This is a genomic window from Shewanella sp. MEBiC00475 (assembly GCF_005234075.1).
Lineage (GTDB): Bacteria > Pseudomonadota > Gammaproteobacteria > Enterobacterales > Shewanellaceae > Shewanella > Shewanella polaris.
Map to the genome: position 1 here is coordinate 759,178 of NZ_CP039928.1, position 15,603 is coordinate 774,780.

The 15,603-nt window shown below is 41.0% G+C and carries 9 protein-coding genes; 5 read left to right on the forward strand and 4 right to left on the reverse strand.

Annotated features, from left to right (window positions below; all coding sequences use genetic code 11):
* Nucleotides 1-882, forward strand: coding sequence for a (2E,6E)-farnesyl diphosphate synthase (gene ispA / locus FCN25_RS03340; protein ID WP_137221944.1), 882 nt, complete (start codon nt 1-3; stop codon nt 880-882).
* A gap of 22 nt (nt 883-904) precedes the next feature.
* Entirely contained in the window at nt 905-2,770 is a 1,866-nt protein-coding gene (gene dxs / locus FCN25_RS03345; RefSeq protein ID WP_137221946.1) for a 1-deoxy-D-xylulose-5-phosphate synthase, read from the forward strand.
* Nucleotides 2,771-2,998: 228 nt separating this feature from the next.
* Here the strand turns inward: dxs and grpE are convergent, their stop codons facing one another.
* Entirely contained in the window at nt 2,999-3,592 is a 594-nt protein-coding gene (grpE, locus tag FCN25_RS03350; protein WP_137221948.1) for a nucleotide exchange factor GrpE, read from the reverse strand.
* A 162-nt stretch (nt 3,593-3,754) separates the two neighbouring features.
* On the opposite strand from grpE, the gene nadK reads away from it, so the two are divergent.
* From nadK to FCN25_RS03365, 3 genes are all read left to right on the forward strand, one after another.
* A complete protein-coding gene (gene nadK / locus FCN25_RS03355) occupies nt 3,755-4,633 on the forward strand; it encodes an NAD(+) kinase (RefSeq protein ID WP_137221950.1) in 879 nt (292 codons plus the stop codon).
* A 322-nt stretch (nt 4,634-4,955) separates the two neighbouring features.
* Nucleotides 4,956-6,608, forward strand: coding sequence for an L-lactate permease (locus FCN25_RS03360; protein ID WP_137221952.1), 1,653 nt, complete (start codon nt 4,956-4,958; stop codon nt 6,606-6,608).
* A gap of 94 nt (nt 6,609-6,702) precedes the next feature.
* Entirely contained in the window at nt 6,703-9,507 is a 2,805-nt protein-coding gene (locus tag FCN25_RS03365; protein WP_137221953.1) for an FAD-binding and (Fe-S)-binding domain-containing protein, read from the forward strand.
* A gap of 100 nt (nt 9,508-9,607) precedes the next feature.
* On the opposite strand, the gene FCN25_RS03370 is transcribed toward FCN25_RS03365, so the two are convergent.
* The 3 genes from FCN25_RS03370 to FCN25_RS03380 all read right to left on the reverse strand — a co-directional run bounded on the left by FCN25_RS03370 (nt 9,608) and on the right by FCN25_RS03380 (nt 15,416).
* Nucleotides 9,608-10,741 (reverse strand): GTP-binding protein, encoded by a 1,134-nt coding sequence (locus FCN25_RS03370; RefSeq protein ID WP_137221955.1) that lies wholly within the window; start codon nt 10,739-10,741, stop codon nt 9,608-9,610.
* Nucleotides 10,738-12,009 carry a DEAD/DEAH box helicase gene (locus FCN25_RS03375; protein WP_137221957.1) on the reverse strand — a complete coding sequence of 424 codons (1,272 nt, stop codon included), beginning with the start codon at nt 12,007-12,009 and terminating at the stop codon, nt 10,738-10,740. Before FCN25_RS03375 ends, FCN25_RS03370 begins: the two co-directional genes overlap by 4 nt.
* Nucleotides 12,010-12,344: 335 nt before the next feature.
* Nucleotides 12,345-15,416 carry an EAL domain-containing protein gene (locus FCN25_RS03380; RefSeq protein ID WP_137221959.1) on the reverse strand — a complete coding sequence of 1,024 codons (3,072 nt, stop codon included), beginning with the start codon at nt 15,414-15,416 and terminating at the stop codon, nt 12,345-12,347.
* Nucleotides 15,417-15,603 lie beyond the last annotated feature (187 nt).

Genomic DNA, 15,603 nt, shown 5'->3' on the forward strand with positions numbered 1-15,603 from the left:
GTGTTAGCTGAAGCGATAAAAACATACCAAACACGCGTTAATGGTATTCTAAACCAACATTTAACGCAGCTTGATGATGCGGCTCCAGACTTAAAAGCAGCAATGCTTCATGGGGCATTATTGGGTGGTAAACGCATTAGGCCCTTTTTAGTCTACAGTGTCGGTGAGATGCTTGGGGTTAATATTAATGCACTTGATAAAGCGGCAGCAGCCATTGAATGTATCCATGCTTATTCGTTAATACACGATGACTTACCGGCAATGGACAATGATGCACTTCGTCGTGGCCAACCCACGGTTCATATTGCATTTAACGAAGCCACAGCAATTCTTGCGGGTGACGCACTGCAAACCTTGGCTTTTGAAATAATGACGGCACCCTGTACCGATTTACATCCAAAGCAACAATTAGCCATGGTCAGGGCATTAGCAAAAGCATCTGGGTATCAAGGCATGTGCGGTGGTCAAGCAATTGATCTCAGTGCCACAGATAACAGTATAGAATTAACTAGATTAACCGAATTACATAATAAAAAAACCGGGGCATTAATCAGTTGTGCCGTCGAGCTTGCTTTAATTGCTGCCGACATACCTGATGAACACTATCAATTGATGATGAAATACGCCCAAACACTTGGATTAGCGTTTCAAGTACAAGACGATATTTTAGACATCACAACAAGCACAGAAGAGCTGGGGAAACCTCAGGGTTCTGATCAGCAATCGAATAAAAGTACCTTCCCCAAATTGTTAGGTCTCGAGGGTGCCAAAGACTGTGCGGAACAACTAATACAAGATGCACTATCAGCGCTGACTAAATTACCATACAATAGCCAGTTAATTGCAGACTTCGCCCACTATATAGTTGAGCGAAGATTATAATAAAGAGTCTGAAAATCTCGCTATGAGTTTTGATATTTCTAAATTCCCAGTACTAGCTAAAGCTAATACGCCAGAAGAATTAAGGAAGTTACCTCAAGGTTTACTTCCACAAGTGTCTGATGAACTTAGACAATTCTTACTTCAGTCTGTAGGTATTTCTAGCGGACATTTTGCTTCTGGCTTAGGCACAGTTGAATTAACTGTGGCACTTCATTATGTCTACAATACCCCATTTGATCGACTAGTGTGGGACGTAGGCCATCAAGCATATCCGCATAAAATTCTCACCGATCGCCGTGAGCAAATGCACACCATTCGACAAAAGAATGGTTTACATCCTTTCCCATGGCGTGAAGAAAGCCCATACGATACCTTTAGTGTCGGTCACTCTGGCACTTCTGTTAGTGCAGCATTAGGGATGGCAATCGCCGCGGAAAAGGAAGACGCTGGGCGAAAAGTAGTTGCTGTCATTGGTGATGGCGCCATGACGGGAGGGATGGTGTTTGAAGCCCTTAATCATGCTGGCGACTTGCACAATGACATGCTTGTGGTCCTCAATGACAATGAAATGTCGATTTCAGAAAACGTTGGCGCACTTAATAATCATTTAGCACAGCTAATGTCAGGCCGTTTTTATACCACTATTCGTGAAAACAGCAAAAAAGTCCTACAAGGTATGCCCGTCATTAAAGAAATGGCTAGACGCACTGAAGAACATCTTAAAGGCATGGTAGTACCTGCTACATTATTTGAAGAGCTTGGGTTTAATTATATTGGCCCAATTGATGGCCATGATGTGGACTCCCTTGTCGAAACCTTGCGTAATATGCGTAACCTGAAAGGGCCACAAATATTGCATATCATGACCAAAAAAGGTCGTGGTTATGAGCCTGCTGAAAAAGATCCTATCGGTTGGCACGCAGTGCCTAAATTCGACCCTAGCCAGTTTAAGAAACCGGTAACAAAACCAGGTTTACCCACTTTTTCACAAGTGTTTGGTAAATGGTTATGCGATATGGCGGCCACTGATGATAAGTTAATGGCGATTACACCTGCTATGCGTGAAGGCTCTGGAATGGTTGAGTTTTCGCAGCATTTCCCTAAGCAATATTTTGATGCTGCAATTGCAGAACAACACGCAGTGACTTTAGCTGCAGGTTTTGCCTGTGAAGGTTTAAAACCTGTCGTCGCTATTTACTCGACCTTTTTACAACGTGGATATGATCAACTTATCCACGATGTTGCATTACAACGTTTACCCGTTTTATTTGCCATTGACCGTGGTGGTATTGTTGGCGCAGATGGACCAACTCACCAAGGTGCATTCGATTTAAGTTTCATGCGCTGTATTCCAAATATGATCATTATGGCGCCATCTGACGAAAATGAATGTCGCCAAATGCTTTACACTGGATATTGTTATCAAGATGGACCTGTCGCTGTTCGTTACCCTAGAGGGTCTGCAACAGGTGCCGAGCAAATTGAAACCATGACAATACTCCCTATTGGCAAAGGCGTGTTAACCCGTCAAGGCCAAAAAATTGCCATTATTAACTTTGGCACTACACTGGCAGCGGCAACAGATGCTGCTGACAAGTTAGATGCCACAGTTGCCGATATGCGCTTTGTTAAGCCGCTTGATCTAGAATTACTTGAACAAGTTGCAAACAGTCATGATGTCATTGTGACCATAGAAGAAAATGCAATCATGGGTGGAGCGGGTTCAGGAGTGCTTGAGGCATTGCACAAAATGCGTATTGAAAAGCCTGTATTGCAGATTGGTTTGCCAGATGAATTTATTAAACATGGCGCACCTGATGAAATAATCGCAGAACTTCGACTTGATGCAGCAGGTATTTTAGCGCAAATCCAAGAGTTTATAGCTTAATGCTTTTGTATTTTTTATGGTTGCGATGATTATATTTGCTATTCATAGCATCAAATAAAGCCAATAAAAAAGGACTGAAGATTCAGTCCTTTTTTGTGTCTGTTTTTTAACAACTCATGATGAATGCTAAAGATCAATACCATCGACTAATACAAGAAGCTAATGTTGAATACTAATATTAGAGACCTATATTAGTAACTAACTTAAGTGTCAGACTTAAATTAATCTTTATGCTTCGACATCCACACTTTCGCCGCCTTGAGATACCATCACCATTGCTGGGCGTAATATACGACCATTCAATAAGTAACCTTTCTGCATAACCATCATCACAGTATTAGCAGGATACTCAGCACTTGGTTGCATACCAATGGCTTGATGATGTTCAGGGTTAAATGGTTGACCTAAAGGATTAACTTGGGTCACACCAAACTTCTCAACCGAGGTTAAAAAACCCTTCATGGTCAATTCAACACCTTCATAGATAGATTTAGTTGCTTCATCTTCAGGATTAGTACCCTGTAATGCTCGCTCCATATTGTCTATCACAGGCAATAATTCGTTAACAAATTTTTCTAAAGCAAATTTACGTGCTTGTTCGACATCTTTGGCCGCACGAGTACGGATATTTTGCGTTTCTGCTGCTGCACGCATTTCAACATCTTTACGTTCAGCTAGTGCAGTTTCAGACTCAGCAAGGCGCTGCTCTAATTCTTCAATTCTAAAATTTGCTTGGGTTAATTCATCCATCAAACTTGCTTCATCAGCCGCGACATCAGATGTGACGACTTCTTCCACTTGATTTTGCGATTCGTTACTCATTTTCACTCCGGCTAAAAAATGCGTTATTGGCTATTCTAGGACAATAAATAAAGTGGCCATTTACTGGAATTTAACAGTAAATCTCACACTTTTAATTTGTTTGAGTATATTATGGGGATCAATTTTCATGTTTCAAGGCCTAAAGGCATAACAAACTCGAATATGACTAAAATGTTTCAGACTATCGGACTCATCGGTAAGCCACATCATCAAGGTACTAACCTTACATTAACCCAGTTGCATCATTGGTTAAAAATGCAAGGGTATAAAGTCATTGTTGAAGAACGAGTATCTGCAGAATTAGGTTCTGACGTTTGTTCAATGGATCTGCTTGAAATGGGTGAACACTGTGATTTAGCCATCGTAGTCGGCGGTGATGGCAATATGCTAGGTGCTGCCAGAGTATTGGCTCGTTTTAACGTTGCTGTTATTGGTTTAAATCGAGGAAACTTAGGTTTTTTAACGGATTTACCACCCGATAATTTTGAAGAAGCTTTATCGAAAGTGCTTAGCGGTGAATTTGAAACCGAACACCGTTTTTTATTAGAAGCTGAAGTTCACCGTCATGGAAAAATAACCTCAAGTAACACAGCTGTAAATGAAGCGGTTCTTCACCCAGGTAAAATTGCTCATATGATCCAATTTGAGGTCTATATTGATGAGCAATTTATGTATAGCCAGCGCGCAGATGGAATGATTATCTCCACTCCTACCGGTTCCACTGCTTATTCTTTGTCTGCTGGAGGCTCAATTTTAACCCCTAATCTGCAAGCTCTTATTTTAGTGCCTATGTTTCCACATACCCTGTCTTGCCGCCCTATTGTGGTCGATGCATGCAGCATTATAAAACTTGTAGTATCGCCAGATAATGGTGAAAACCTCGAAGTCAGTTGTGATGGCCATGTGCATTTAGCGGTATTACCTGGCGATGAAATATTTATTCGCCGATCGTCTGAACGCCTTAGACTCATACATCCCAAAGGCCACAATTACTTCCATGTATTACGCCAAAAATTAGGCTGGGGCAGTAAACTCTTTTAACATTTTACACTTTTTTACATTTTCAATATCTGTCGCGTGAACCCCTTCACATTAACATTGACTAATTAACGTTATTTTAAAGCCAATCGTTCAATCGTTTGGCTTTATTTGTATGTCTCTGCGTCCCCAAAATGAGTCTCTGAACCGATACCACTATTCCAGTATTAGACACAGATCTCATTTTTATCAACGAAAACGTTATCTTGGTTATTAAAATGATCTCGATCAACACTTTTAACACTTAAATAACGTCTATTACAGCCTCGTTAGCGAAACGCTAACAAATAATAATAATTTAGTACCCACAATACCAGAGGTATGCATGACAATATTACAGTTACTCGCTAGCTTAACGCCCATTATAAGCGTAATGGTATTTTTAGTCCTTATGCGCTTACCGGCATCCAAAGCGATGCCGATATCAATGGTAGTGACAGGGCTAGCGGCGGTCTTTATTTGGCAAATGGACACGCAACTCCTTGCTGCATCTGTCGTTGAAGGGCTTCTATCTGCATTAACCCCGTTAACCATTATTTTTGGTGCGGTATTTTTGTTAAACACACTCAAATATTCCGGGGCTATGGACACCATTCGAGCTGGTTTTACTAACATCAGTGCGGATGCTCGTGTTCAAGTTGTGATAATTTGTTGGTTGTTTGGCTCCTTCATTGAGGGCTCAGCAGGCTTTGGTACACCAGCGGCCATCGGGGCGCCGTTGTTAGTACTATTAGGCGTACCACCGATTGCAGCTGCTGTGGTTGCATTAATAGGAGACTCTACAGCCGTATCGTTTGGGGCGATTGGTCTACCCGTATTGTTTGGTATGGAACAAGGTCTAACTGAAGGTGGAGTCAACATGGCAGCAGGTCAATTTGCTGAACATGGTGGTACTTTTGTGGGGTACGCACAGTTTATTGCTAAGCACATGATTACAATAGACTTAGTGACAGGTTCATTGATTCCGTTAGTAATGGTTTGTGTCTTAACCGGCTTTTTTGGTCGAAACAAATCAATTAAAGAAGGCTTACAAATTTGGAAATTCGCCCTGTTTGCTGGCTTTGCCTTTACGGTACCTGCATGGTTAATTAACTATTTTGCAGGTCCTGAGTTCCCATCGGTTATTGGTTCACTTGTGGGTATGGCATTAGTCATTCCAGTGGCTAAAAAAGGTTGGTTATTACCATCACAACCTTGGTGTGATTTCAGTGAAAATGACAATAAATCAGACGGAGATCTAGCTGTTAATCAAACACCCGTTAAATTTTCACAAATGGCAGCTTGGTCGCCATACGTCATTATGGCAGCTTTGTTAGTCTTGTCTCGTGTCATTGCGCCATTTAAAAGCTGGTTAACCAGCTTTAATATTAGTTGGACAGGTTTACTGGGTACCGAACTTAAAGCAGGCTTTGCCACGCTCTATGCTCCGGGTGTATTCTTTGTAGTGGTCTGCTTATTCGGTTTTATCTTATTTAAAATGAAACCTGCTGCAATGAAACAATCAATTACCGTATCTTGTCGTTCAATGCTGCCGACGATTATTTCTTTAGGTGCATCAGTACCTATGGTGAAGATATTCCTTAACTCTGGAGTAAATAGTGCAGGCCTCGAGTCAATGCCAGTTGCATTAGCAGACTTACTGGCCAATAGCATGGGTTCAGTTTGGGCTTGGATTTCTCCAATTGTGGGTATTTTTGGTGCCTTCCTTTCAGGTTCGGCAACCTTCTCAAATATGATGTTCTCAGGCCTACAGTACTCTGTTGCCGACAACATCGGAATGAATCACGCTATCGCGTTAGCCTTACAAGGTATTGGCGCTAATGCGGGTAATATGATGTGTGTGATGAACGTCGTGGCTGCAGCAACCGTTGTGGGAATGGCAGGAAGAGAATCAGAAATTATTCGTAAAACAATGCCTATTGCCCTAGGTTATGCCCTAGTAGCAGGCACCATTGCAGTTATCTGGGGTGGATTTTAATTCACCATAAAGTGACTTCTAATCTAACGATAACAATACAATAACAGTAGGCACGCTATGCCTGCTGTTCATCCAAGTGTTAAGAGAACATGTTATGACTATTAATTATCAAGTAGTGATGGATACGTTAACGTCACAACTCGGCGCTGACGCCGTATCGAATGATCCTGTCCGCCGTTTTGCGTGGTCAACAGATGCCAGTTATTTCCGTATCGTACCTAAAATTGTGGTGCATGCAGATACCCCTGAACAAGTTAAAATCACCCTTAATATTGCCAAAGCTAACAGCGTACCAGTGACTTTTCGTGCAGCGGGTACCAGTCTATCGGGTCAAGCAATTGGTGAAGGTATTTTATTGATTTTAGGTCATGATGGCTTTAGAAATATTGATATCAGTGAAGACAAATCATCAATCACTTTAGGCGCAGCAGTGATTGGTTCTGATGCTAATTTAGCCTTAAAGCCGTTCAATAAAAAAATTGGCCCCGATCCTGCCACCTTAGCTTCAGCTAAAATAGCAGGTATGGTGGCAAATAATGCCTCTGGCATGTGTTGCGGTACCGCTCAAAACAGTTATCAAACAATCAAGTCGGCTAAATTAATATTCGCAGATGGAACTGAACTTGATACAGGCTGCCCACATTCAAAAGCGGCATTCAGTCAATCGCAGCCCATGTTGCTAGCGGCCTTAAGTGATTTGGCACAATTAACCCAAAACAATCCGACTTTAGCAGCACGTATTCGTAAAAAATTCTCAATTAAAAATACCACGGGCTACAGCATAAATGCACTGGTAGACTTTAGTGATCCCTTTGATTTAATCAATCATTTAATTGTAGGTTCTGAAGGCACACTCGCATTTGTTAATGAAGTGACTTATCACACGGTTGAAGAGGCCAAATACAAAGCCTCTGCCATGGCCGTGTTTTTCAATATGGAAGATGCCGCGAGTGCAATCCCCCCTATTATAGGTGATAGCGTAGCTGCAGCAGAATTACTTGACTGGGCATCAATTAAGTCGGTTACCGGTAAAGCTGGTATGCCGCTATGGCTCAGTAATTTACCCGAAGGTTCAGCAATTTTATTAATTGAGTGTCGTGCAAACGATGCTGAAACATTAACAAAATATACTGAAGATGTGATTGAAAAAATCGCTCATATCAAAACGGAACGTCCAACCGAATTCAGTAATGATCCTGCTGTTTATGGCCAATATTGGGCGATGCGTTCTGGTCTATTCCCTATTATTGGCGGAGCAAGACCAAAAGGCACATCAGTCATTATTGAAGATGTTGCATTTGAGGTTCAGCACTTAGCCGCCGCGGCAGCCGACTTAACCGCATTATTCCATAAACACGGTTATCCTGAAGGGGTCATTTATGGCCATGCATTAGCGGGTAACTTCCACTTTATTATTACACCCACTTTTGCCTCTCAAGACGATATCAATCGTTTCCATGGCTTTATGCAAGATGTCGCAGAAATGGTGATCAACAAGTACGACGGGTCAATGAAAGCTGAACATGGTACCGGTCGTGCTGTCGCCCCATTTGTTGAAATGGAATGGGGTAGCGACGCTTACACCTTGATGAAGCAAATTAAACAGGTATTCGATCCAAGTGGATTATTAAACCCTGGGGTTATCCTCAATGACGACACGTTGGTGCACGTTAAAAACATTAAACCTTGTCCCGTGGTTGATGACTTTGTCGACAACTGTATTGAGTGTGGTTTTTGTGAAAAAACCTGCCCTACATCGGCACTGAACTTCTCGCCACGTCAACGGATTGCGGTACTTCGTGAAATAGAACGTTTAGAACAATCTGGTGACCAACAAGCTGCGGCAAAAATGCGTGCCAGCTCCAAATACGATGTTATTGACACCTGTGCAGCGTGTCAGTTGTGTACCATTGCCTGCCCAGTTGATAACAGCATGGGTGAGTTGACTCGTAAATTACGTACACCATACATCACCACCACAGAACAAAAAGTGCTCGACTTCCAAGCTAAGCATTATGGTGCGGTTAACCAAGTGATCAGCACAGGCTTTGATATTTTAAACATTGTCCATAAAATAACAGGTGATGGCATTACCAATTCGATAATGAAAGCCGGCCGTCTTATTTCTAAAGAAGTACCCTATTGGAACCCTGACTTCGCTAAAGGCGGAAAAGTGACTAAACCTTCAGCGCCTAAACAAGGTCAGCCAACGGTTTTATACTTCCCAGCTTGTGGTGGCAGAACCTTTGGTCCAACGCCGAAAGATCCTGACAACCGCACATTACCAGAAGTGGTTATCACCTTACTTGAGCGTGCTGGCTACAATGTCATTATTCCAGAGAATACCCGTAGTTTATGCTGTGGGCAGATGTGGGAGTCAAAAGGTGATTTTAAAAATGCCAACGCTAAGCGCGATGAACTGATTGATACACTCAGTAAACTGTCTGAAAATGGCAAAGTGCCAGTAGTAGTTGATGCACTGTCTTGTACTTATCGCACACTAACAGGTAACCCAAAAGTGAAAGTGCTCGATTTAGTTGAGTTTATGCATGATGAATTATTACCAAGCATGACCATTACTAAGAAAGCCAACATAACCCTTCATCAAGGTTGTAGCGCTCGTAAGATGAAGCTAGAGCCTAAACTGCAAGCTATTGCAGATGCATGTACTCACAATGTTGTATTACCTGAAGGCATTACTTGCTGTGGTTATTCTGGTGAGAAAGGGCTGTACAAGCCAGAAATTAACGCCAGTGCTTTGCGCAACATTAAAAAGCTCATTCCGCTAGAAACCAAAGAAGGTTATTACGCTAACCGAACGTGTGAAGTGGGGTTAACTCACCATAGCGGTATTTCTTACCGTCACTTAGCTTATCTACTTGAAGAATGTACACGTTAGTGAACTAGGAACAACGACAACAAAAAGGACATTGATAATCTATCAATGTCCTTTTTTATTGGGATATGAAAGTGATGCCAAAGTGTATAACAAGTTCTTGCTAGATCGCGCAAGCAAACAACTGCTGTTGCAATGTATCGCCATCAAGTGGTGTCTCGCTAATGATCTCAATTCGCGAATCAAGCGCATCATCTAATTCATCTAAGCTCAGTGTATCATCGACCATATTGACACTTAAAATACCATCGTCAGTGATAACTATCGCTTTAAGCCTAAGCACATTTAACGCTTTGACCAATTCAACCCACCGCATAAACAGCTCAAAGTTGAAACTGCGTTGGCTATCAATAATCCAGCCACTACTGTAACAACCTTCACCTTGATTGGTTTTATAGATAAACCCTTGCTCAGCAAGCTGTTGTTGGTCAAATTGTTGATCATCGTCATTCACTGGCGATGTTGACGAAGCCATTGGCAAAAGCCATTGCTTAGCACCGCCTGTTAATAAACGTGTAGGCTTAGTCGATGCTAATGATTCCTTGCGATTAAGCTTAGCTGTGGGTTGATCCAATAAATCGATAATCTGTTGCAATAACGCTGTTTGAGTAAAGTGATCATCACAATAAAGTACCGGAGTCTCGGCTCGCTGTAGCTGAGCCATAAACTCGGTTAACTGTTGTTTATCTTGCTCAGTATAGTATTGCGCTTTATTGGCAATCACCGTATCAGCAATTTGTAATTGCTGAATAAAAGTATCATGGTTGTAATAACGGTCGTCACTGATTTTACGTGCATCAACCAAGCATAAGCTGGTTTGCAATTTAATCACTTGTTGAAAATGTGGGGCCTGTAATAACGTTATAATTTCTGCAGGATGACCAAGACCAGTCGGTTCAATCAATAATCGGTCAGGTTTAGCTTGTTGAATAAGTTGATTGATCGCCACTTGTGTCATCACACCAGCAGCACAGCAAAGGCAACCACCGGGCACTTCTTTAATCACTACACTTGGCAATGCTGCTTGGTTTTGCTGCTGATCAGCTTGATTATTATCTGAAGTTGCCGTAACAGTATTAAGCAAACTGCCATCAATACCAATTTCGCCAAATTCATTAACCAACACAGCCCACACTTCATCAGGCGGCTTATGGGCTAGCAATTGTTTAATGAGCGTGGTTTTACCCACACCCAAAAAGCCAGTAATAATATTGGTTTTTATCGGTTTAGTGATCATTTTTTCGCTTTAGCGTATTTGCCTTTTCGGGTAGGCTTTACGTCTGTTTGAGATGGCTTGCCGCGTTTATGTTTAAACGCTTTTTTCGGTTTTTCTGCCGCAACATCTCGGTATCGGGCAGGCAGTGGTGCGCCTTCTTCATACCCTGTTGGCACCATTATTGGCAATATTTGTTCAATGAGTTGTTCTATCGCACCAAGCAATTCAAGTTCTTGCGGGCTCACCAGCGAAATGGCTTCACCACCTAATCCTGCTCGACCCGTACGCCCAACACGATGAATATAATCTTCGCACTCTTCAGGCAATTCAAAGTTAATCACTCTTGGCAGCGCTTGGATATCAAGCCCACGAGCGGCCAAGTCTGTGGCGATTAATACTCGTAACTGACCGGCTTTAAACTCTTCTAATGCACGGTTGCGTGCCCCTTGGCTTTTATCACCGTGAAATGCCGATGCCTTAATACCGTCTAGGGTTAACTCGCGGTATAAATGATCTGCCGTTTCTTTGCGGCTGGTAAACACCATCACTTGCTGCCAATTATGTTTACCAATGAGTTCCGATAACAGCTCGGCTTTACGGCGAGTATCCACTTTATACACTTGCTGGACAACATTGGCGGCTGTGGTTTGGGTTTCAACATGGACGAATTCAGGATCGTTTAGCATCTTAGCCGCAAGGGTTTTAACCTCTTCAGAAAAAGTAGCCGAAAACATCATAGTTTGATGCTTTCGAGCAATTAAGCGTTTCACTTTTTCGATATCTTTAACAAAGCCAAGGTCGAGCATCCGGTCAGCTTCGTCTATCACCAAATGAGTAACCGATGATAAATCCAATTCATGCTGACCAATAATGTCGAACAATCGTCCTGGTGTTGCCACCAATACATCCACGCCTTGCTCTAATGCCTTACGCTGAGGGTTGATACTGGCACCACCATAAACGGCTAAACTAGTAAGATTAATAAACTGGCTGTATTTAACTAAGTTCTGTTCGATTTGAATCGCTAACTCACGCGTAGGCGTCATGATAAGTACACGTAAACGTTGCGACGGCGACAAATCCAAATCATCTTGTGCCATGAGCTGGCTTAACAAAGGTAATGCAAAAGCAGCTGTTTTCCCGGTGCCGGTTTCAGCACTGGCTAATACGTCTCGACCGGTGAGCGCTAGCGGAATCACTGCTTGTTGAACAGGAGTAGCAGTTTGATACCCGGATTGATTAACCGCATCTAATATTAATGGCGGTAACCCTAGCGACGTAAATGACATAACAGACCCAATAAAAGCAAATAAAAATAGGTCGCTATTGTATACTAATCCCCAACAGAATAACTAACCTCAGTTAGGTTTAAGGGATGAGATAAAGATAGAGAGAAACCAATATTTCACCAATTTCATATCAAACTAGTCATATGTTTTACCTGCAAGGTATTTTCATCTAAAAGCTACATCAATATCGGGTCGATGGTCAGTCAATGCAAATGGCTATGGGATAACCGTTTATAATCCTTATCTGAGCTTAACCCTGTAATCTCACAGGTTTAATGCAGTCCTCATATGCAGAAGGCTTAATCGGTAACAAGTATCCACAATATGTAATGGTATTAGGTTAGTAACTGACTGTTTGAAATGCGTTTATGCTCTTGAGTTGCCATTAAGTACTGCTGTTCGAAGTCATCTCGGCATAACGCATGTGAAAATAAATATCCTTGTGCATAATCACAACCTACCAAGGTCAATAAACGCCGTTGATTTTCGGTTTCAACACCTTCTGCTATCACTTTCATCCCAAGTTTATGAGCCATTACAATCATCGCTTCACACAAACACAGATCATTACTACCCGCAGCCAGATTATTCACAAAACATTGATCAATTTTAAGGTAATTAACACTGAATTTCTTTAGATAAGGTAAGGATGAATATCCGGTTCCGAAATCATCGAGCGACATTTGCATACCCGCTTTGCGATAAGCTAATAATTTAGCCTCAACATTTGGCTCAATATTAAACAGTAAGTTTTCAGTAATTTCGATACAAATATTTTTCGTCGGTAAGGCTAATTGCGACATATGCTTAAGCCAACCTTCAATATCTGTAGACTCATTTCGAAACTCTACCGGTGACTTATTGATACTGATTTGCACATCACAATTAAATTGCGTTTTCCATTGAGCAGCCTGCTTGCAAGCTTGATAAAATACCCAATTGCCAATATCAATTATCATTCCAGTATCTTCAGCAATAGAAATAAAATCTGCTGGTGGAATTAACCCCATAGTAGGGTGCCTCCAGCGTATCAATGCCTCGGCCTTGGTGACCTGCTGATTATTAACATCAACAATTGGCTGATAATATAACTCAAATTGATGTTGAATAATGGCAACTTTGAGATCCTGAATTAACATGATCCGTTTTTGTGCATGGTCTTGCATTGCAGGGGTAAAATAATTAAACCGATTACGCCCACTTGATTTAGACGTATACATCGCTTGATCTGCATTCTTTAATAACGTGTCGGTTGTTTTAGCATCGTCAGGAAATAAGGTGATACCAATACTGCCACTAATATGAGCAATTTGATCTCCTAGAATATAAGGCTCGGCAAGCGTTTTTAGAATTTGTTGGGCGACACGTTCTACCCCGTTAAAATCTGCTAGATTGGTTAGCACTATCGTAAATTCATCCCCACCGAGGCGGGCCACTAAATCGTTTTCTCGTACACTTTTTTTGAGACGGTCTGCAGTCTCAAGTAATAATACATCGCCCATATCATGACCCAAAGAGTCATTAATCTCTTTAAAATAATCTAAGTCTAAAAACATCAATGCAAAATGATTATCCTGTCGTTCAGAGAGCAATATTTCTTGGTTTAAAAAGCTTAATAACATTCGGCGATTAGGTAACCCCGTGAGCGCATCATAATTTGCCTGACGCCATATAAATTCTTCAGTTTGTTTTTTCTCGGTAATATCAGAAAATAACGCCACAAACTGTGCAGTTTGAGATTTTGTTTGGATAATTGAATTAATGGTTAATAATATAAGATAGTTTTCACCATTTTTTCGCTGCATCCACACTTCGCCATGCCAATGCCCTTCCCGATTGAGCTGTTTTCTAAGTTGTTGATAAAAACGCTTAGGTTGCAGGTCTGTTTCAAACATACGTAAATGCTTGCCTTGAACGTCCTCTTTGCTGAATCCTGTAATTAAAGAAAAAGCAGGGTTTGAATCAACTAGAATCCCCTTAGTAGTAAACACACTCATGGCTTCACTGGAGTTTTGATAAACAGAAGTAGCAATACTCAACGAGTCTTCAACTTGTTTTATATCAGTAATATCACTATGAGTTCCGCAGACTCTAAGTGGTTTACCTCTGTCATCAATATCAACCACTTTGCCAGTTTGTAAAATCCAATGACTAACGCCCTTTAAATCCGTCAATAAGTACTCAACTCGCTGGCTAATACATCGACCTTTTACCATTTCATTGATGCTGCGCAGAAACTTAAATTTGTCTCTGGAACGTATCGCGTTGAACCACAACTCAGGATGTAGATTAAGATCTTCAATTGAACACCCTAGAATATCTGCACTATATTGATTAACGCTAATACGGTCACTGACAACATCCCAATCCCATACCCCTAATTCACTGCTATCAAGCACTAACGCGAGATGCTCTTTACTTTGTAATAAGGCTTGTTGAGATTGTTTTTGCTGGGTAATATCTAAAAAACCTGCAATCACTAAAAAAGTATTGTCTTGAACATGACGACGGCATGCAACAGTCATATGGGTGTAAACAATTGAGCCATCTTTGGTAATAAAACGTTTATCAGTTTCATACTCATCGAGTTCGCCATTGACCATCTGATCAAATAACAATAAGTCTTTATTGAGATCATCTGGATGAGTTAATTCGGGCCAAGTTAAGGATGTTAATTCTTTTTCTGTGTAACCCAACATTCGGCATAAGTAAGGATTTACTTTTAACCAATATTTCATTTTAGTCGTAATTGCAATCCCTATATTTCCAATATCAAACTGATTTTTAAAAAGAAAGTCTTCTTGTAATTTGACTTGAATATTGCGGTCATGAAATTCTATTTTGACAAGTAAATGGCCAATAACCATGGTGGATAAGGGCAAAATAACTAATATAGGAAATAACACATTACTTATGGCTGGTAAGGCTTGTTCATAGGGCAATAAGAATAACCACAACAGAGAAATGACATGCACAACAATGCCAAAAATGAAAAATTCTCGATAACTAATTTGATCTAATTTATTATGCCTAAATTGACGCCAAACCAACCCTATCAGCGCACTGCTTCCCAACATGAATATTCCAATCCACACTGCTAGACCGCCTAAATGGTAACGATAAAGTGCCATGATAATGGCCGCAAGCAAGGTAGGAATGGCACCAAAGAACAATCCACTTAAACAAAGAACTACAGAACGAGCATCAAACAATATATCTTGTTGATTCACTAGTGGATCGACCATGATCACAACACCAATAGTGCCGATGAGCCCACCCATTAAAAATTGCCATAAGAAAGGCGCCACCTTGCGTTGATGGGTGGACGATAGTGAATACACATAAACCAGCGCCAGTAATAACGCTGCATTTTCTAAAATTGAGAAAAAAATATTTAGATTAAACACCTATACATTTCCCTTATCCATCCATAACAAACACAGTAGCATCCAAGCTATCTCTATTTAGTGTAGTAGAAGCAAACTAACACTAGAGTAATTTTAACTTTATACCGTAACTCATTCCATATAAAGAACATATTAATTATGTATTTTTTTTATACTATATTCTATTGTTACCACATCACAAGCGAAC

What these genes read in the sequence shown, in the direction of transcription:
- dxs (WP_137221946.1), top strand. Translation starts at nt 905, where the DNA reads ATGAGTTTTGATATTTCTAAATTCCCAGTACTAGCTAAAGCTAATACG.
- grpE (WP_137221948.1), bottom strand. Translation starts at nt 3,592, where the DNA reads ATGAGTAACGAATCGCAAAATCAAGTGGAAGAAGTCGTCACATCTGAT.
- nadK (WP_137221950.1), top strand. Translation starts at nt 3,755, where the DNA reads ATGACTAAAATGTTTCAGACTATCGGACTCATCGGTAAGCCACATCAT.
- FCN25_RS03360 (WP_137221952.1), top strand. Translation starts at nt 4,956, where the DNA reads ATGACAATATTACAGTTACTCGCTAGCTTAACGCCCATTATAAGCGTA.
- FCN25_RS03365 (WP_137221953.1), top strand. Translation starts at nt 6,703, where the DNA reads ATGACTATTAATTATCAAGTAGTGATGGATACGTTAACGTCACAACTC.
- FCN25_RS03370 (WP_137221955.1), bottom strand. Translation starts at nt 10,741, where the DNA reads ATGATCACTAAACCGATAAAAACCAATATTATTACTGGCTTTTTGGGT.
- FCN25_RS03375 (WP_137221957.1), bottom strand. Translation starts at nt 12,009, where the DNA reads ATGTCATTTACGTCGCTAGGGTTACCGCCATTAATATTAGATGCGGTT.